Genomic DNA, 18,557 nt, shown 5'->3' on the forward strand with positions numbered 1-18,557 from the left:
CAGGGATGGATTAGGGTTTTGGCACTCGATCTCCCAGGCGCCAAAACCCCCAAACCCTGCACCTCACACCAGCAGAAAAATTCAGACATACAGATGCTTGACCACATGTAAGACAACATATAACTTACATCAAGACCGCTTCAGCAGGTCGAGACAACTACAAAGCATTGCAGGGGATATGACGATGACTGCGACATCATGCCGGGTCGGCGTGGACATAGGCGGGACCTTCACCGATATCGCGCTGGATGTGAACGGCGTGCTGCATTCGACCAAGATCCTGACCGACTACGAGCTGCCCGAGCGGGCCATCCTCACCGGCGTGCGCCAGGTGGTGGAGCAGGCGGGCCTTGCACTTTCGGACATCGATCAGCTGATCCATGGCACCACCCTGGCCACCAACGCCCTGATTGAACGCCGCGGCGCACGCACTGCCTTCATCACCACCGAAGGCTTTCGCGACACCCTGGAGATGCGTACCGAAAACCGTTTCGAGCAGTACGACATCAACATCGTCCTGCCACCGCCGCTGATCGACCGTCAACACCGCTATACCCTGCGCGAACGCCTGGACGTCAAAGGCCGGGTGCTGATCGCCCCCGAGGAGGCCGAAATCGACACGCTGGTCGAGCGCATCGCCGAAGGCAACTACGAAAGCGTCGCCATCGGCTTCATCCACAGCTACGTCAATGGCGCCCACGAGCGGCAATTGCGCGATGCCCTGCAGGCGCGCCTGCCACAGGTATCGATCTCGATCTCCAGCGAAGTCTCGCCACAGATGCGCGAGTTCGAGCGCTTCAACACCGTCTGTGCCAACGCCTACGTCAAACCGCTGATCAAGTCGTACCTGGACCGCCTGGTGGTCACCCTCAAGCAACAGGGTGCCCACTGCCCGGTGTTCATGATCCACTCCGGCGGCGGCATCATCTCGGTACAGAGCGCGGCCGAGTTCCCGGTGCGCCTGGTCGAATCCGGCCCTGCTGGCGGGGCGATCTTCGCCGCTGACATCGCCCGCCGCTATCAGCTGCAAAACGTGCTGTCGTTCGACATGGGCGGCACCACAGCGAAGATCTGCCTGATCGAAGACCAGGTGCCGAAAACCGCCAAAACCTTCGAAGTGGCGCGTACCTACCGCTTCAAGAAGGGCAGTGGCATGCCGATTTCCATCCCGGTGGTGGAGATGGTCGAGATCGGTGCCGGCGGTGGCTCGATCGCCAGTATCGACAGCATGCGCCAGATTCGCGTGGGCCCGCACAGTGCGGCCTCCGAACCAGGGCCTGCCTGCTACAACCGTGGCGGCCTGGCGCCGACCATCACTGACGCCAACCTGCTGCTGGGGCGCCTTGATGGCGACAACTTCGCCGGCGGCGCGCTGCGCCTTTCCAGCGAAAAGGCCGCCGAGGCGATGGCGCGAGTGATCGGCAACCCGCTGAGCATGAGTGCCAATACCGCAGCCTTTGGCGTCTGCGAAGTGGTCGATGAAAACATGGCCAATGCTGGCCGTGTGCATGCGGTAGAGAGCGGCAAGGATATCGCCGACTACACCATGATCACCTTTGGCGGTGGCGGCCCGCTGCACGCGGCGCGCCTCTGCGAGAAAATGGGCGTATCGCGCTTCATCGTACCGGCTGGCGCCGGCGTGGGTTCGGCCATTGGCTTCCTGCGTGCGCCGTTCGGCTACGAGGCGGTGCGCAGTGCGTTCGTGCGCCTGTCCGAGTTCGACGCTACGGCAGTCAACGGCCTGATCGAAGAAATGAAGGCCGAGTCGCTGAGTTTCCTGCGCCAGGGCATGCCCGAGGGCGAGCCTGAAATGGACTGCACAGCGTTCATGCGCTACGTTGGCCAGGGCTGGGAAATCCCCGTGGCGCTGCCGTTCAAGGCTTTCACAGCAGCTGACACTGCCCAGTTCAAGGCCTTGTTCGAAGAGGCCTACACGCGCTTCTTCGGTCGCCCGATCGAAGGCCCGGATATCGAGATCGTCAGCTGGTCGGTCCGCGCCAGTTCGCCGCTGCCACCGGTGGCCCGTATCGAAGAAGTCGGCGCTGCCTACCGCGCCACTGAGGTGTCACGCCGCGAAGTGTTCGATGTCGCGGCGGGTGGCTTGGTCGAGGCGAGCATCTACCCGCGCGAAGCACTGCAAGTCGGCGCTCGCGTCGATGGCCCGGCGATCATCGTCGAGCGCGAGACCTCGACCTTCGTCACCTCCCAATTCATCGCCACGGTCCAGCCCGACGGCTGCCTGCTGGTTGCCCGTCGCTAACGCCCTATATCGGAGGCAAGCACCATGAGCGAAACCCTGATCGACATTCAAATGCAGGTGATGTGGAACCGCCTGGTCTCGGTGGTCGAAGAGCAGGCCCTGACCCTGATCCGCACCGCATTCTCCACCAGTGTGCGCGAGGCGGGCGACTTGTCTGCCGGCGTCTTCGACCGCGCCGGCAACATGCTGGCCCAGGCGGTCACTGGTACGCCCGGCCACGTCAACACCATGGCCGAGGCCGTGGTGCACTTCATCAACGATATCGGCGAGGACAACATCTTCGAGGGCGACGTCTACGTGACCAACGACCCGTGGAAGGGTACCGGCCACCTGCACGACATCACCATTGTTTCGCCGTCCTTTTACAAGGGCCGGCTGATCGGCTACTTCGCCAGCACCGCCCACGTGGTCGACATCGGTGGCCGCGGCTTCGGCCCGGACGCCCGCGAGGTGTACGAGGAAGGCCTGTTCATCCCGATCATGAAGCTGTTCGAGCGCGGCAAGGTCAACCGTGACCTGATCAACATCCTGCGTAACAACGTGCGCGAGAACGATCGCGTGGTGGGTGACTTCTACGCCCTGTCGGCGTGCAACGAAACCGGCCACAAGCGCCTGCTCGACATGCTCGACGAGTTCAAGCTCGACGACCTGGAGCACATTGGCGGCTTCATTCTCGAACACAGCCGCCGTGCCACCCTGGCGTGCTTCAAGTCGCTGCCCCATGGCACCTACAGCAACAGCATGATCCTCGATGGCTACGACGTACCGGTGACCCTCGCGGTGACTCTCACCGTCGGCCCTGATGGCATCAAGAGTGACTTCACCGGCACCTCGGGCATGAGCCAGTTCGGCATCAACGTGCCGCTGGGCTATGCCAAAGCCTACGCCTGCTATGGCCTGAAGTGCATCGTCGCGCCGGAAATCCCCAACAACACAGCTTCGCTGGCGCCGTTCGAGGTCACCGCCCCCGAGGGCTGCATCCTCAATGCCAAGCACCCGGCGCCGGTGTCCGTGCGCCACGTGCTCGGCCACTTCGTGCCCGACCTGGTGCTGGGTGCGCTGCACAAGTGCCTGCCTGGCCAAGTACCGGCCGAGGGCGCCAGTGCGCTGTGGAACCTGCACCTGAGCGTGCGCCCACTGCCGGGCAACCCGAAGGGCCGCAACGCCGAAATGCTGATGTTCAACAGCGGCGGCATGGGTGCCCGCTCGGCGATGGATGGCCTGAGTGCCACGGCGTTCCCCAGCGGCGTGCACACCATGCCGGTGGAAGCCACCGAGCATGCAGGGCCCGTGGTGGTCTGGCGCAAGGAGTTGCGCGAAGGCTCCGGCGGTGCCGGCCAGCTGCGCGGCGGCCTGGGCCAGGAAATTGAAGTGTCGGCGGCAGACGGCTACAGCTTCCGTTTCAGCGCCATGTTCGACCGTATCCAGCATGCCGCCCGTGGCCTTGAAGGTGGCCAAGCCGGTGCCGAAGGTTTCGTCGGCCTGGATGACGGCACCCTGTTGCGCGGCAAGGGCCAGCAATTTGTCCCGGCTGAGCGCCGCCTGGTGCTGCGCCTGCCCGGTGGCGGCGGTTACGGCGACCCACGCCAGCGCGACCGTCAGCAGGTCGAGCGTGACGTGCGTTTTGGCTACATAAGCGCCGAGCAGGCGCGCAACGACTACGGCTTCGACGCCGCACAGGAGCGCTAGACAATGGACGTGCAAAGCAGCCGCGTACGCGCCGTCAAGAGTTCGCCGAGCATGGCCGTGTCGGTACTGGCCAAGCAGATGCTGGCCAACGGCGAGCCGGTGATCAACCTCAGCCTCGGCGAGCCGGACTACAACGTACCGGCCCATGTCATCGAGGCCGCGCACCAGGCGATGCTGGCAGGCAACAACCACTACACCGGGCCCAATGGCCTGGAGGCGTTGCGCCAGGCGATCGTCGACAAATTCGCCCGGGAAAACCAGCTGGTCTACGGCTTGGACGAGATCTGCGTGGGCAACGGCGCCAAGCAGCTGTTGTTCAACGCCTTCCTTGCCACCCTGGAGCCGGGTGACGAGGTGATCACCCCGGCGCCGTACTGGGTGTCGTACACCGACATGGCGATGCTCAACGGCGGCGTGCCCAAGGTTATCCCGTGCGATGCCGGGCAGGGTTTCAAGCTCAAACCCGAGCAGCTGGAGGCAGCCATCACCCCGCGCACCCGCTGGCTGATGCTGAATTCGCCGAACAACCCCAGCGGGGCGATCTTCACCCGTGAGGAATTCGCGGCGCTGGGCCAGGTACTGGCGCGTCACCCGCACGTGCTGGTGATATCCGATGAGATCTACGAACACATCGTGCTCGGTGAGCAGCCCTTCGTGTCGTTCGTCACGGCGTGCCCGCAGCTGCGTGAGCGCACCTTGCTGATCAACGGGGTGTCCAAGGCCTATGCCATGACCGGCTACCGCCTGGGCTATGCAGCAGGCCCCAAGGACCTGATCGTGGCGATGAACAAGACCCAGTCGCAGACCACCACCTGCCCGTCGAGTATCTCCCAGCTGGCGGCGGTGGCGGCCCTCAACGGCCCGCAGGATTTTGTCCGCGAAGCCAACCGTGAGTACCAGGGGCGCGGCGCGCTGGTGGTGCGTGGCCTGGCCGACATCCAGGGGCTGAGCCTTGAGATGCCGCAGGGGGCGTTCTACGCCTTTCCCAATGTTGCGGCCTTCATCGGCAGGCACACCCCGGATGGCCAGGTGATCGCCAACGATGCCGACCTTTCGGCCTACCTGCTGCGGGTCGGCAAGGTGGCTACCGTGCCGGGCTCGGCCTTTGGCCTGGAACCCTACATACGTCTGTCGTTCGCCACGTCGCGGCAGGAACTGGAACAAGCCCTGGGGCAACTGCGCGATGCGTTCGCGGCCTTGTCCTGAGCCACTGCATCAATCGAGGTAACCCATGAGCAAGCCTTTCAAACGACTGCTGATCACCGGTGCCGCCGGGCGCCTGGGCAGCGTGCTGCGCAAGCATCTGGCCGCCTTTGCCGATGAGCTGCGCCTGACCGATATCGCTGACATGGGCCAGGCTGCACCCCATGAGCAACTGGTGCGCTGCGACCTGGCCAACTTCAACGATGTGCTGCCGCTGACCGAAGGCGTCGACGCCATCGTGCATGCCGGCGGCGTGCCGCTCGAAGACACCTTCGAGAAGATACTCAACGGCAATATCGTCGGCACCTACAACATCTACGAAGCGGCCCGGCGTAACGGCGTCAAGCGGGTGGTGTATACCAGCTCCAATCACGCCATCGGTTTCTACGACCGCACCGAGACCCTCGATGCGACCGCCGCCCACCGCCCCGACAGCCTGTATGGCGTCAGCAAGTGCTTCGCAGAGGACCTGGGGCGCTACTACTGGGACAAGTTCGCCATCGAGTCGGTCAACCTGCGCATCGGCTCGTCGTTCCCCGAGCCTCTGGACCGGCGCATGCTCGCCACCTGGCTGTCGTTCGATGACTTCGCCCAGCTCACCGAGCGTGCGCTGCTGGCGCCACGGGTCGGGCACATGATCGTCTACGGCATGTCGGCCAACCGCGAAAGCCTGTGGGACAACCGCCTGGCCTCATCGCTTGGCTACGTCCCCAAGGACAGCGCCGACAGCTACCGCGACAAGGTGCTGGCCGAGCACCCGCCGCTTGATCCGAACGCGCCTGCGGCGCGCTACCACGGCGGCAATTTCGCCGGTGCCGGGCACTTCGAAGACCCGAAATAACGCCCACATCAGAAGAGACCTTTTCCATGGCTTCTAGCGCTAAACAACACAACTACGATGTGGTGATCGTCGGCGGCGCGGTCAACGGCAGTGCCACCGCGTACTTCCTGGCCAACAACCCGGACTTCAAGGGCTCGGTACTGGTCATCGAGCGCGACTGGACCTACAACAAGTCGGCCACTGCGCTGTCGAGCAGCTCGATCCGCCAGCAGTTCTCCAACCCGATCAACATCGAGATCTCCAAATTCGGCGCCGAATTCGTGCGCAACTTCCCCGAGGTGATGGAAGTGGACGGCGATCGCCCAGACCTCGCGTTCCACGAGAACGGTTACCTGTTCCTCGGTGATGACAAGGGCTACGAGGTGCTGCGCCGCCTGCACGACACCCAGGTGTCGCATGGTGCCGACGTGCACCTGCTCGACCCCGAGCAACTGGCGCGCAAGTTCCCTTGGGTCAACATCGACAGCCTGGCCGGGGCCAGTTATGGCCAGAGCGGCGAGGGCTGGTTCGACAGCCTCGGCATGCTCAACGGTTTCCGCCGCAAGGCGCGTTCGATGGGTATCGAGTACATCGAAAACGAGGTGGTCGGCATCCAGCGTGAAGGCGATCGCATCACCGCTGTGCGACTGGCCAGTGGTGAGCGCATCGGCTGCGGCCTGCTGGTCAACTGCGCCGGCACCCGCGGCACGCAGGTGGCGCGCATGGCTGGCCTGGACATCCCGGTCGAGCCACGCCGTCGCTCGCTGTTCGTGTTCGACTGCCGCACCCCGCTCGAAGGCACCGTGCCGCTGACTATCGACCCGACCGGCGTGTTCTTCCGCCCTGAGGGCAAGTTCTACCTGGGCGGCACCTACCCGAAAAACGACCCGGAAGTGGACTTCGAGGACTTCGATGTGCTGCACGAGGAGTTCGACGAAGAGGTCTGGCCGATTCTGGCTGAACGCGTGCCTGCATTCGAAGGCATCAAGGTGGTCAACTTCTGGGCCGGGCACTACGACTTCTGTGTGCTCGACCACAATGCCATCGTGGGGCCGCACAACGAAGTGAGCAACTTCCTGTTCTGCAACGGCTTCAGCGGCCATGGCCTGCAGCAGGCGCCGGCCATTGGCCGTGGCTTGTCCGAGCTGATCACCTATGGTGGCTACCGCTCGTTGGACCTGGGCGCGCTGTCCTATCAGCGGGTCATCGACAACAAGCCGTTCCTGGAAGATTCGGTCATCTGACTGCAGCGCCTGAGGAGAACAACAATGAGTAACGCTGAATTGAAGCGCAGTGGCGGTCAGGTACTGGTCGATGCATTGCGGGTGAATGGCGTGGAGCGCGCGTTCTGCGTGCCGGGTGAAAGCTACCTGGCGGTGCTCGACGCGCTGCACGACGTGCAGGACCAGATCGACCTCATCGTTTGCCGCCAGGAGGGCGGTGCGGCGTACATGGCCGAGGCTTATGGCAAGCTGACCGGCAAACCGGGTATCTGCTTCGTCACCCGTGGCCCCGGTGCGACCAACGCCTCGGTCGGTGTGCACACCGCATTCCAGGACTCCACGCCGATGCTGCTGTTCATCGGCCAGGTGGCCCGCGACCAGATAGAGCGTGAAGCCTTCCAGGAAGTGGATTACCGGCGCATGTTCGGCCAGATGGCCAAGTGGGTGGTGCAGATCGACGATGCGGCGCGCATCCCCGAGCTGGTCAACCAGGCCTTCCAGCGCGCCATCAGTGGCCGCCCGGGGCCGGTGGTGATCGCGCTGCCGGAAGACATGCTCACCGACCTGGTGCAGGTTGCCGATGCGCGCCCGGCGCAACGGGTGGAGGCCGCCCCGGCGCCTGCCGCGCTGAATGAGCTGCAGACGTTGCTGGCCAAGGCGAGCAAGCCCCTGGTGATTGCCGGTGGGGGCGGTTGGAACGACCAGGCAGTGGCCGATCTCAAGCGTTTCGTGCAGGCGCAGAACCTGCCGCTGGCGGCGTCTTTCCGTTGCCAGGACCTGTTCGACAACACCGACCCGCACTACGCCGGTGACCTTGGCCTGGCGGCGGGGCCGGTGCTGGTCGATGCCGTCAAGCAATCGGACCTGCTGATTGTGGTGGGTGCGCGCCTGGGTGAGATGACCACCGGCGGTTACGCCCTGGTCGATATCCCGACGCCTAAGCAAGCATTGGTGCATGTGCATGCCAGCGCGGAGGAAATCGGCCGTGTCTATCAGCCGACCTTGGGTGTCAACGCCGGCCCGGCCAGTTTCCTGAGCCAGGCCGCCGGGCTGCCGGCCGTGCAGCCGCAGGCCTTCGGTGGCTGGGTCGCCAGCCTCAACAGCGGCTATCTCGGTAACTTCGAGACGCCACGCTCGCCAGGCAATGTGCAGATGAGCGAGGTGATCGCCTGGCTGAACAAGACTCTGCCCGCCGACAGCATCCTCACCTGCGGTGCCGGCAACTACACCGGCTGGGTACACCGTGGCTACCAGCACCGCGTATTCCGCACCTTGCTCGGGCCAACCAATGGCTCCATGGGGTACGGCGTGCCGGCGGCGGTGGCGGCCAAGCTGACTTATCCGCAGCGTACGGTGGTGGCGTTCGCCGGTGACGGCTGCTTCCTGATGAACGGCCAGGAGCTGGCCACGGCGGCCCACTATGACGCGCGGGTGATCACCGTGGTCGTCAACAACGGCATGTACGGCACTATCCGCATGCACCAGGAGCGCAGTTATCCCGGCCGCGTCAGTGGCACCGAGCTGCACAACCCCGACTTCGCCGCCTTGGCCCGGGCCTATGGCCTGCATGGCGAAACCGTCACCCGCACCGAGGATTTCGCTGCAGCCTTCGAGCGTTGCCAGGCTGCTGGCAAGCCGGCACTGATCGAGGTGCAGGTCGACCCTGAAGCCTTGACCCCGCGCATGACCCTCAGCCAGATCCGCGACCAGGCACTGCAAGCCAAGCGCTGATTTCGCCTCAGGTGGGGCGCAGTATGGCCCTACCTCTTTCCTCCTCCGAACGAGCCAATCGACATGAAACTTGCCGATCGCGATCTGCTGCGTGAAATGTGCTACATCGACGGAAAATGGCAGGCTGCCGACAGCGGCCAGCGCATTGCCGTGACCAACCCCGCCAACGGTGAAGTGCTCGGTTATGTGCCGCGCATGGGCGCGGACGAAACCCACCGCGCCATCGCCGCTGCCGAGCGCGCCTTGCCGGCCTGGCGGGCACTCACCGCCAAGGCGCGCGCTGCAAAGCTGCAGGCCTGGTTCCGTGAGATCCTTGCGCACCAGGAAGACCTGGCGCGCATCATGACCGCCGAACAGGGCAAACCACTGGCCGAGTCCCGTGGTGAAATCGCCTTTGCCGCAGCCTATGTGGAGTTCTATGCCGAGGAGGGCAAGCGTATCTATGGCGATGTCATTCCTTCGCCGAGTGCCGACCGCCGGCTGATCGTGACCAAGGAGCCGATCGGCGTCTGCGCAGCGATCACACCGTGGAACTTCCCCGCCGCCATGATCACCCGCAAGGCGGCGCCGGCGCTGGCGGCGGGTTGTACACTGGTGCTCAAACCCGCCTCGCAGACTCCCTTCAGTGCCCTGGCGCTTTGCGTTCTGGCCGAGCGCGCGGGTATTCCTGCCGGTGTGCTGAGTGTGGTCACCGGCGATTCGTCGGCCATTGGCGGCGCGCTCACGGCCAGCCCGGTAGTGCGCAAGTTGTCATTCACCGGCTCGACGCCGATCGGCATCCAGCTGCTGCAGCAGTCGGCAGCGACGGTGAAGAAAGTGACCATGGAACTGGGTGGCAACGCGCCCTTCATCGTGTTTGATGATGCCGACCTTGAAAAGGCGGTTGAAGGCGCATTGATCGCCAAGTTCCGCAACAGCGGGCAGACCTGCGTGTGCGCCAACCGGTTCTATATCCAGGATGGGATCTACGCGCGTTTTGTCGAGCGCTTTGCCGAACGCGTGCGAGAACTGGTGGTGGGGCAGGGTGATGACCCGAATACCCAGGTTGGGCCGATGATCGATGAGCGTGCCGCCAGGGGGGGCGAACAACGGGTGGGCGAGGCGCTGGAGGCTGGCGCGCGGGTGGTGACCGGCGGGCGGCGGCATGCATTGGGCGAGGCGTTTTTCGAGCCGACCTTGCTGGCTGATGTGACGCCCGGCATGCGGGTGGTGCGCGAGGAGATTTTCGGGCCGGTGGCGCCGATCATGCGCTTTAGCACCGAGGAGCAGGTGATTGCCTTGGCCAATGACACCGAGTTCGGTCTGGCCTGCTACCTGTATGCACGCGATGTCGGGCGGGTGTGGCGGGTGTCCGAGGCGCTGGAGTACGGGATGGTCGGGGTCAATGTCGGGGTGGTGGCGACAGAGGTGGCACCGTTTGGCGGGGTCAAGGCTTCCGGGCTGGGCAGGGAAGGTTCGCGCTATGGGATCGAGGATTACCTGGAGATCAAGTACGTCTGCCTGGGCCTCTGAACCCTGCCGAATGCGCACTGTGTAGGAGCGGCCTTGCGTCGCGATAGGGCTGCAAGGCCGCTCCTGCCAGGGTGCGCAGTTACTTGCTGTCGAGCAGCCGCTGGTAGCGCGACAGGCTTTCTTCGAGGTGTTTGCGCAGTGCCGTACGCGCGCTGTTCACATCACCCATGCTGATCGCCGAGAGGATCGCACCATGCTCGCGGCCGATCTTCTTGATGTGCGCCTGGCGGTTCTTGCCGGTCACCTGGCCGTGCTTTAGGTTGAGGTCAAGGATGATGTCCGGCCCCAGCGCTTCCAGCAGTTGGGTGAAGTGCGGGTTGTTGGTGGCGCGCGCGATCGCCAGATGGAACTCGAAATCGGCCTTGGCCTCTTCCTCCTCCGTCGCCCCATCCAGCGAGTTGAAGCGGTCGAACGCTTCGGTAATCGCTGCCATGCTGGCCGGGCTGCGACGCTCGGCGGCACGGGCCACCGATTCGGTCTCGATGCCTAGGCGCAGTTCGAGGATCTGCGCCGCAGCGCGTACGTCATCGACCACGCTGTCGATGGCAAAGCCGATGCGTTTGACGTCCTGTTCGACCACGAACACGCCCACGCCCTGGCGGGCGATCAGGCGCCCGCCCAGGCGCAGGGAGGCCACCGCCTCGCGGACCACTGGGCGGCTGACATTGAATTCCTTGCACAGCTCTTGTTCGGAGGGCAGCTTGGCGCCCGGGCCGTAGGTGCCGTTGTCGATCCGGCTGGACAGCTCCTGGATCACGGTTTCCGCCAGATTGGCGCGACGTGTGCCTAACGACGCATTCATAAAAGAGTTGCTCCTGAAACTGATTGGCTCATCACGGTTGATTCTCCGGCAGGTAGCGCGCAGCCCGTAAACCTCTCACGGCGGGATCCGTAGCCAACCAGCGGTGATGTTGTCGCCATATGTTATCAAACATCTGACCACGTGGTCAGGCGACCCTGTTTTCGGGCGGCGAATCGCTCGTCGTTGGAGACATTATTTTACCCACTCCCGAAGCATACACCCATTGACAGTTGCCTGCTGACTGTTATCTTACAAGTGCGATGGCGATCTGGCCAAATCGCATGCGCTGAACGATGTCGAGGTTCGTCCAATTTCAACTGGGAGCTGAGCATGAATAAGAATAAGGGAGGGCGTACTGCCCTCGCGACCGCAGTAACGGTGCTGATGGCCATGGGGACGGCGAACGCAGCAGACAGTGAAATCGTCAGGATCGGCTTCGCCGGCCCCCTGACCGGGCCTTCTGCGCACCAGGGACAGGACGTCGAGCATGGTATCCAGATTGCGCTGGAAGAGGCCAACCAGCAGCAACTGAAAATCGGTGACAAAGTCGCCCAGTTCAAGCTGGTCTCCGAAGATGACGTGGCCGACCCACGCACCGGCACCGCAGTGGCCCAGCGCCTGGTGGACTCGAAAGTGGCGGTGGTGATCGGCCACTACAACTCCGGCACCAGTATTCCCGCCTCGAAGATCTACGCCGCCGCCGGCATCCCGCAGATCTCGCCCTCCGCCACCAACCCGGCGCTGACCCGCCAGGGCATCCCTTCGGTGTTCCGCGTGGTCAACGACGACGCCACCCTCGGCCGCTACGCCGGCAACTACTTGGTCGGCAAGCTCGAGGCCAAGCGTATCGCCATCTTCGATGACCGCACCGCCTATGGTCAGGGCCTGGCCGACGAGGTGACCAAGGCGGTCAAGGCGGCAGGCGGCAACGTGGTGGTGCGCGAGTACACCAACGACAAGTCCACCGACTTCAACGCCATCCTCACCACCGCCAAGGCGCAGAAGGCCGATGCGGTGTTCTTCGCCGCGCTCGACTACCAGGCGGCGCCCATGGCCAAGCAGATGAAGAACCTGGGCCTGAAGGCGCGCTTCATGAACATCGGCAACCTGCCCAACGACTCGTTCAAGCAGATGGCCGGCAGTGCCGCCGAGGGCACCTACGCCTGGAACTACGGCACACCGCTGCTGGAAATGCCCAAGGGCGCGGCCTTCGAGCAGAAGCTCAAGGACAAGTTCGGAGTGGGCGTGGTGCAGTCGTCGCCGGCCGCCTACGACGCCACCTGGGCGGCAATCAACGCCATGGTCAAGGCTGGCTCCGCCGAGCCGAAAACCTACCTCCCCGTGCTCAAGCGCGAAAGCTACGAAGGGGTGACCGGCACCATCGCCTTCGACGACCAGGGCAACCTCAAGAGCCCGGCCGCGACCGTGTTCCAGTTCGCCGAAGGCGGCTGGAAGACCCTCTCGGTCGAGCGCGACTGACCCCGGCCGCAGCACACGAATAACAAGCAGGCCCACGCCTGCGACATAACAACAAGACTTTTTCCACCTGCCAGGCCAGTCGGTCGCGTGGCGCTGTACCGCCACGCGCCGACGTCAACGCAGTTTCGAGGATTCAGCTCGTGGACGGTAATTTCGATATCTTGTTGCAACAGGTCCTCAACGGCCTGGTGCTGGGCAGCATCTACGCTCTGGTAGCCCTGGGCTACACCATGGTCTACGGCATCATCGGCCTGATCAACTTCGCCCACGGCGAGGTGGTGATGGTCGGGGCCATGGTCACCATTTCGGTACTGACGATGCTGGCGGGCGCAGGTTTCGCCCCGGGCATCATCACCTTGCTACTGGCGATCATGGCCGCGGTGGTGGTGTGCATGCTGCTGGCCCAGGGCATGGAAAAGTACGCCTACCGGCCGCTGCGCAAAGCGCCCCGGCTGACCCCGCTGATCCTCGCCATCGGTATCTCCATTGTCCTGCAGAACCTGGCGATGATGATCTGGGGGCGCGGCTACAAGACCTTCCCTGAAGTGGTCGAGACCCGGCCGGTCGAGGTGTTTGGCGCCACCGTCACCAATGTGCAGCTGTCGATCATGCTGATCGCCGTGGTGATCATGCTTGGCCTCTGGCTGCTGGTGGACAAGACCCGCCTGGGCAAGGCCATGCGCGCCACCGCGCAAAACCAGGAAGTGGCCGGGCTGATGGGCATCAACATCAACCGGGTGATCAGTGCGACCTTCCTGATCGGTGCCAGCCTGGGGGCAATCGCTGGGGTGATGCGCGCCATCAACTATGGCCAGGCTGACGCCTACATGGGCTTGCTGCTGGGCCTCAAGGCCTTCTCGGCGGCGGTGCTCGGGGGTATCGGCAACCTGTTCGGGGCCATGGCCGGCGGCCTGTTGCTGGGGCTGATCGAGTCGCTCGCAGCGGGTTACACCGGGCAGATCACCGGCGGTTTTCTGGGCGCCAACTACCAGGACATCTTTGCCTTCGCGGTGCTGATCCTGGTGCTGTTGTTCCGCCCCAACGGGCTGCTTGGCGAACGCCAGGCCGACCGGGCGTGAGGAGGTGTACCCCATGAAAAACCTCAAGACCCAATACCTGCTGCTGATCCTCGCTTTCGTGGCACTGCCGTTCCTGGTCGAAGCCATCCCGATGCTGGGCCCCACTTGGGTGCGCATCCTGGGCTTCGCCATGCTCTATGTGCTACTGGCGTTGGGGCTGAACATCGTCATCGGCTATGCCGGCCTGCTCGACATGGGCTACATCGGCTTCTACGCCATCGGTGCCTACCTGTATGCCTTGCTGGCCTCGCCGCATCTGCACATGGCGGGGCTGGTGGACGGCGTGCTGGACTGGCCGCTGTGGGTGATCATCCCGCTGGCCGCGATCGCCGCTGCAATCTGCGGCGTGCTGATCGGCGCCCCGGTGCTGAAGCTGCGCGGCGACTACCTGGCAATCGTGACCCTGGGTTTCGGCGAGATCATCCGCATCTTCATGAACAACCTGGACCAGCCGGTGAACCTCACCAACGGCCCCCAAGGCATCAGCAACATCGCGCCACTGCACATGGACGCCGGGCCCTGGATGCATGCCGTGGGTGAGGCGCCCGCGCCCTTGCTGTCGTTGCAGCAGAGCTGGAGCCTGTTCGGCCTGAATGTCTCGCCGGTGGTCAGCTACTACCTGTTCTTCCTGTTCATCGTCATCCTCTGCATCGTGCTGTCCAAGCGCCTTGAAGTCTCGCGCATCGGCCGTGCCTGGATGGCCTTGCGCGAAGACGAAGTGGCTGCCGAAGCCATGGGCCTGAACAAGCGCAACCTGAAGTTGCTGGCGTTCGCCATGGGCGCGACCTTTGGGGGTGTGTCCGGGGTGCTGTTCTCCAGTTACCAGGGCTTTGTCAGCCCCGAGTCGTTCACCCTGATGGAGTCGATCATGGTGCTGGCCATGGTCGTGCTCGGCGGTATGGGTTCGATTCGCGGCGTGGTGCTGGGGGCGCTGATTCTCTCGGTGATGCCCGAGCTGTTCCGCGACCTGGTCAACTGGGTCCAGCCGTGGGTCATGGACAACGTCACCTTCATCAGCCGCGACATCCTGCGCAACGTGCTGGATGCCTCGACCTTGCGCATGCTGGTGTTCGGCCTGGCGCTGATCCTGGTGATGCGTTTTCGCCCCGAGGGCCTGTGGCCGTCCAACCGGCGCGCCGCCGAGTTGCACGATACCGACCCGGAGCTTGCGCCGCTGCCGGCGGCGCTCACTACTGCGGTGCATGCGCCCGCGACTGAAGCTTCTTTCGAACTCCCGGCCAAAGAGGTGGGCAAGGCATGAGCGACGTACTTCTCGAACTGCACCAGGTGAGCAAATTCTTTGGTGGCCTGCAGGCGTTGCACGGCATCGACCTGAGCATCCGCCGGGGTGAGATCCGTGGCCTGCTGGGCCCCAACGGTGCCGGCAAGACCACCCTGTTCAACGTGCTTACCGGGTTGTACCGGGCCGAGCAGGGGCGGGTGATGTTCGACGGCAAGCCGTTGCGCATCAGCAAGCCGCACAAGGTGGTGGAGGCGGGTATTTCGCGCACCTTCCAGAACATCCGCCTGTTCCACAACATGACCGCGCTGGAGAACGTCATGATCGGCCGCCACGTGCGCACCCGCAGCGGTGTGTTCGGGGCCATCCTGCGGACCCCGGCCTGCGTGCGCGAAGAGCGTGAGATCCGCCAGGCTGCGCGGCACTGGTTGAACTACGTGGGCATTGCCCACCTGGCCGGCGAGCTGGCCAAGAGCCTGTCGTATGGCGACCAGCGTCGCCTGGAAATCGCTCGGGCCTTGGCCACCGAGCCCAAGCTGATTGCCCTGGACGAGCCGGCCGCAGGCATGAACGCCTCGGAAACCGAAGGCCTGCGCCAGCTGATGTGCAAGATGCAGGCGGATGGCAAGACCGTGCTGTTGATCGAGCACGATGTGAAATTGGTCATGGGCCTGTGCGACCACATTACCGTGCTGGAATTCGGCCGCAAGATTGCTGACGGCCTGCCGGCGGACGTGCGCAGGGACCCACGGGTGATCGAGGCGTACCTTGGTGCGGAGGCGGTAGCATGAAACCTATTCTGGAAGTGAACGACCTCAAGGTCAGCTATGGCGCCATCCAGGCGATCAAGGGGATCAACCTGCGGGTGGGCGAGGGCGAAATGGTTGCCTTGATCGGTGCCAACGGCGCCGGCAAGACCACCACCTTGAAGACCCTGGCGGGCTTGTTGAAACCCAGCGACGGCAAGATCACCTTTGACGGCAAAGCCCATGCATCGATCAAGGGCCATGACCTGATCCGCGAAGGGTTGGCCTTAGTGCCCGAAGGGCGGGGGATCTTCCCCAAGCTGACGGTGCACGAGAACCTGGAGATGGGCGCCTTTACCCGGCGCGATGGCAAGGATGCGATCGGCGCCGATATCGAGCGCATGTATGGCGTTTTTCCGCGGCTCAAGGAGCGGGCTCACCAGCTGGCCGGGACGATGTCGGGCGGTGAACAGCAAATGTTGGCCATCTCCCGCGCGCTGATGGGGCGGCCCAAGCTGTTGCTGCTGGACGAACCGTCCATGGGGTTGGCGCCGATCATCGTGCAGAAGATTTTCGAGACCATTGTCGAGGTGGTCAAGGGTGGGGTGACGCTGTTGCTGGTGGAGCAGAACGCCCGGCTGGCCTTGCAGACCTGCCAGCGCGCCTATGTGATCGACGGCGGGCGCATCAGCCTTGAAGGGTGCGCCAAGGAGCTGCTGCATGATGACCAGGTGAAGCGGGCTTACCTTGGGGAATGAGCCGCTTTTCGGGGGAGGGGTGAGTCGACCAGGTGCATGGGTTGGGTTTTGACGTGGTGCGGAAATCGAGCGCCGCCCGCGCGGCGCTCGATCTCATAGGCGCTGAAAATGCTGCGGCGAATCAACCATGCGGCACCGCCTTGCTCGCCACATTCCCCGCATACTCCGGCTTCAGATGCCCCTGCTCATCCAGCAGGTAGGCATCCATCACCTCACGCACCACAGGCCCCGCCACGCGCCCGCCCGCTTCACCATTCTCGATCATCACCGCCACCACCACACTCGGGTGATCAGCCGGGGCAAAGCCGACGAACAGGGCGTTGTCGCGGTGCCGCTCCAGGGTCTTGTTGCGGTTGTAGCGCTCGCCCTGCTTGATCGCCACCACCTGCGCCGTGCCGCTCTTGCCGGCGATGCGGTACTGGGCGCCGGCCGCCGAAGCGCGGGCGATGCCGCGTGGGTCGTGCATGACCATCTGCATGCCCTGGCTGACCTGGTCCCAGGCGTGCTTGTCGTGCAGCACGATGTCGGGCATGGGGTTGGGGTCGACCGGCGTCTCGCCGCCCACGGTCATGGCCAGGTGCGGGCGGTGCCACACGCCCTTGCTCGCCAGCAGGCTGGTGGCCTGGGCCAACTGCAGCGGGGTGACCTGCATGTAGCCCTGGCCGATACCCAAAATCAACGTCTCGCCGGGGAACCAGGCCTGGCGCCGCGTGGCACGCTTCCACTCGGCGGACGGCATCAGCCCGGACGCTTCTTCGAACATGTCCAGCGACACCTTCTGCCCCAGGCCGAACTCGGCCATGTAATCGTGCAGGCGCTCGATCCCCAGCTTGTGCGCCAGGTCATAGAAGTAGGTGTCGTTGGACCGCATGATCGCGGTGTACATGTCCACCCAGCCGTCGCCGCTGCGGTTCCAGTTGCGGTACTTGTGCGCGTAGTTGGGCAGTTCGTAGTAGCCCGGGTCGAACACCCGGCTGCCAGGGGTGATCACGCCGCTGTCGAGGCCGGCGATGGCCACTTCCGGTTTTACCGTCGAACCCGGCGCATACAGGCCGCGCAATACGCGGTTGAACAGCGGACGGTCGATCGAGTCGCGCAGGGCGGCGTACTGCTTGAAGCTGATGCCCTTGACGAACAGGTTGGGGTCGAAGCTTGGGTTGCTGACCATCGCCAGCACGTCGCCGTTGGCCGGGTCCAGTACCACCACCGAGCCGCGTCGATCGCCCAGGGCCTTTTCGGCGGCCAGTTGCAGGTGGGCATCCAGGCTCAGGGTGATGTCCTTGCCGGGGGTCGGTGCCTTGTGGTTGAGCACACGCATGACCCGGCCCTGGGCGTTGGTTTCGACTTCTTCGTAGCCCACCTGGCCGTGCAGCTGGCTTTCGTAAAAGTGCTCGATGCCGGTCTTGCCGATCGACTGGGTGCCCCGGTACTCGGTGCTGTCGAGGGTCTTGGCTTCTCTTTCGTTGATGCGCCCGACATACCCCACCGAATGGGCGAAATGCTCGGCCAGGGGGTATTCGCGGATGAACTGCGGCTCTACATCAAGGCCTGGCAGGCGGAACTGGTTGACCGCAATCAGGGCGATCTGTTCTTCGTTCAGGCCGACCAGCAGGGTGACCGGCTCGAACGGTTTGCGGCCGCGGCGCAGGTCCTTGTCGAACTGTTTACGGTCATCCTCGGTCAGGCTCAGGACCTGCGCCAGGGTATCGAGCACTTTGGCCGAATCGCCTGCCCGTTCACGGGTCATGGTCAGGTCGAAACTGGGTTTGTTGTCTGCCAGCACCACGCCGTTGCGGTCGTAGATCAGCCCGCGCTCGGGGGCGATGGGCAGCACGTGCACGCGGTTGTTTTCCGACACGGCGCTTTGCTGGTCATGCTGCACGACCTGAAGCACATAGAGGCGGCCCACCAGGACGGCGACCAGGCTGAAGACCAGGGCAGCGCAGGCCAGTAGCCGGCGATTGACCAGGTGCTTTTCCTTTTCGTGGTCCTTGAGGGGGATGGGTTGGGGCATG

14 protein-coding genes are annotated in these 18,557 nt (G+C 64.1%); 12 read left to right on the plus strand and 2 right to left on the minus strand.

What is annotated here, in order from left to right:
* Positions 1-184: 184 nt before the first annotated feature.
* The 7 genes from DJ563_RS04225 to DJ563_RS04255 all read left to right on the plus strand — a co-directional run bounded on the left by DJ563_RS04225 (position 185) and on the right by DJ563_RS04255 (position 10,438).
* Entirely contained in the window at positions 185-2,260 is a 2,076-nt protein-coding gene (locus DJ563_RS04225; protein WP_434518876.1) for a hydantoinase/oxoprolinase family protein, read from the plus strand.
* A 24-nt stretch (positions 2,261-2,284) separates the two neighbouring features.
* The gene (locus DJ563_RS04230; protein ID WP_274097944.1) at positions 2,285-3,949 is read left to right on the plus strand and encodes a hydantoinase B/oxoprolinase family protein; all 1,665 of its coding nucleotides are present in this window, start codon (positions 2,285-2,287) and stop codon (positions 3,947-3,949) included.
* 3 nt (positions 3,950-3,952) lie between these two features.
* Positions 3,953-5,155, plus strand: a complete 1,203-nt coding sequence (locus DJ563_RS04235; protein WP_434518877.1) for a pyridoxal phosphate-dependent aminotransferase — start codon at positions 3,953-3,955, stop codon at positions 5,153-5,155.
* 25 nt (positions 5,156-5,180) lie between these two features.
* On the plus strand, positions 5,181-5,993 hold the full coding sequence (locus DJ563_RS04240; protein ID WP_274100596.1) for an NAD-dependent epimerase/dehydratase family protein: 813 nt from the start codon (positions 5,181-5,183) through the stop codon (positions 5,991-5,993).
* Positions 5,994-6,019: 26 nt separating this feature from the next.
* Positions 6,020-7,216, plus strand: coding sequence for an NAD(P)/FAD-dependent oxidoreductase (locus tag DJ563_RS04245; RefSeq protein WP_274100595.1), 1,197 nt, complete (start codon positions 6,020-6,022; stop codon positions 7,214-7,216).
* 24 nt (positions 7,217-7,240) lie between these two features.
* Positions 7,241-8,926 carry a thiamine pyrophosphate-binding protein gene (locus tag DJ563_RS04250; protein ID WP_434518878.1) on the plus strand — a complete coding sequence of 562 codons (1,686 nt, stop codon included), beginning with the start codon at positions 7,241-7,243 and terminating at the stop codon, positions 8,924-8,926.
* A 63-nt stretch (positions 8,927-8,989) separates the two neighbouring features.
* Positions 8,990-10,438 (plus strand): NAD-dependent succinate-semialdehyde dehydrogenase, encoded by a 1,449-nt coding sequence (locus tag DJ563_RS04255; RefSeq protein WP_434518879.1) that lies wholly within the window; start codon positions 8,990-8,992, stop codon positions 10,436-10,438.
* Between the two features lie 79 nt (positions 10,439-10,517).
* On the opposite strand, the gene DJ563_RS04260 is transcribed toward DJ563_RS04255, so the two are convergent.
* Positions 10,518-11,240 carry a FadR/GntR family transcriptional regulator gene (locus tag DJ563_RS04260; RefSeq protein ID WP_274100319.1) on the minus strand — a complete coding sequence of 241 codons (723 nt, stop codon included), beginning with the start codon at positions 11,238-11,240 and terminating at the stop codon, positions 10,518-10,520.
* Positions 11,241-11,570: 330 nt separating this feature from the next.
* Here DJ563_RS04260 and DJ563_RS04265 point away from each other — a divergent pair, with 330 nt between their 5' ends.
* From DJ563_RS04265 to DJ563_RS04285, 5 genes are all read left to right on the plus strand, one after another.
* Positions 11,571-12,719, plus strand: coding sequence for a branched-chain amino acid ABC transporter substrate-binding protein (locus DJ563_RS04265; RefSeq protein ID WP_274100318.1), 1,149 nt, complete (start codon positions 11,571-11,573; stop codon positions 12,717-12,719).
* A gap of 140 nt (positions 12,720-12,859) precedes the next feature.
* Positions 12,860-13,798 (plus strand): branched-chain amino acid ABC transporter permease, encoded by a 939-nt coding sequence (locus tag DJ563_RS04270; protein WP_274100317.1) that lies wholly within the window; start codon positions 12,860-12,862, stop codon positions 13,796-13,798.
* Between the two features lie 13 nt (positions 13,799-13,811).
* Positions 13,812-15,059, plus strand: coding sequence for an ABC transporter permease subunit (locus DJ563_RS04275; protein WP_274100316.1), 1,248 nt, complete (start codon positions 13,812-13,814; stop codon positions 15,057-15,059).
* Positions 15,056-15,829 carry an ABC transporter ATP-binding protein gene (locus DJ563_RS04280; protein ID WP_274100315.1) on the plus strand — a complete coding sequence of 258 codons (774 nt, stop codon included), beginning with the start codon at positions 15,056-15,058 and terminating at the stop codon, positions 15,827-15,829. The genes DJ563_RS04275 and DJ563_RS04280 overlap by 4 nt, the downstream gene beginning before the upstream one ends.
* Positions 15,826-16,542 carry an ABC transporter ATP-binding protein gene (locus tag DJ563_RS04285; RefSeq protein WP_274100314.1) on the plus strand — a complete coding sequence of 239 codons (717 nt, stop codon included), beginning with the start codon at positions 15,826-15,828 and terminating at the stop codon, positions 16,540-16,542. The genes DJ563_RS04280 and DJ563_RS04285 overlap by 4 nt, the downstream gene beginning before the upstream one ends.
* Before the next feature lie 121 nt (positions 16,543-16,663).
* Here DJ563_RS04285 and mrdA read toward each other — a convergent pair whose 3' ends face one another.
* The gene (gene mrdA, locus DJ563_RS04290) at positions 16,664-18,556 is read right to left on the minus strand and encodes a penicillin-binding protein 2 (RefSeq protein ID WP_434518880.1); all 1,893 of its coding nucleotides are present in this window, start codon (positions 18,554-18,556) and stop codon (positions 16,664-16,666) included.
* Position 18,557 lies beyond the last annotated feature (1 nt).

The organism is Pseudomonas sp. NFX1 (assembly GCF_051123555.1).
Lineage (GTDB): Bacteria > Pseudomonadota > Gammaproteobacteria > Pseudomonadales > Pseudomonadaceae > Aquipseudomonas > Aquipseudomonas capeferrum.

Bases quoted from the DNA above. Each gene is read 5' to 3' on its own strand.
- DJ563_RS04225 (WP_434518876.1), top strand. From the start codon at position 185: ATGACTGCGACATCATGCCGGGTCGGCGTGGACATAGGCGGGACCTTC.
- DJ563_RS04230 (WP_274097944.1), top strand. From the start codon at position 2,285: ATGAGCGAAACCCTGATCGACATTCAAATGCAGGTGATGTGGAACCGC.
- DJ563_RS04235 (WP_434518877.1), top strand. From the start codon at position 3,953: ATGGACGTGCAAAGCAGCCGCGTACGCGCCGTCAAGAGTTCGCCGAGC.
- DJ563_RS04240 (WP_274100596.1), top strand. From the start codon at position 5,181: ATGAGCAAGCCTTTCAAACGACTGCTGATCACCGGTGCCGCCGGGCGC.
- DJ563_RS04245 (WP_274100595.1), top strand. From the start codon at position 6,020: ATGGCTTCTAGCGCTAAACAACACAACTACGATGTGGTGATCGTCGGC.
- DJ563_RS04250 (WP_434518878.1), top strand. From the start codon at position 7,241: ATGAGTAACGCTGAATTGAAGCGCAGTGGCGGTCAGGTACTGGTCGAT.
- DJ563_RS04255 (WP_434518879.1), top strand. From the start codon at position 8,990: ATGAAACTTGCCGATCGCGATCTGCTGCGTGAAATGTGCTACATCGAC.
- DJ563_RS04260 (WP_274100319.1), bottom strand. From the start codon at position 11,240: ATGAATGCGTCGTTAGGCACACGTCGCGCCAATCTGGCGGAAACCGTG.
- DJ563_RS04265 (WP_274100318.1), top strand. From the start codon at position 11,571: ATGAATAAGAATAAGGGAGGGCGTACTGCCCTCGCGACCGCAGTAACG.
- DJ563_RS04275 (WP_274100316.1), top strand. From the start codon at position 13,812: ATGAAAAACCTCAAGACCCAATACCTGCTGCTGATCCTCGCTTTCGTG.
- DJ563_RS04280 (WP_274100315.1), top strand. From the start codon at position 15,056: ATGAGCGACGTACTTCTCGAACTGCACCAGGTGAGCAAATTCTTTGGT.
- DJ563_RS04285 (WP_274100314.1), top strand. From the start codon at position 15,826: ATGAAACCTATTCTGGAAGTGAACGACCTCAAGGTCAGCTATGGCGCC.
- mrdA (WP_434518880.1), bottom strand. From the start codon at position 18,556: ATGCCCCAACCCATCCCCCTCAAGGACCACGAAAAGGAAAAGCACCTG.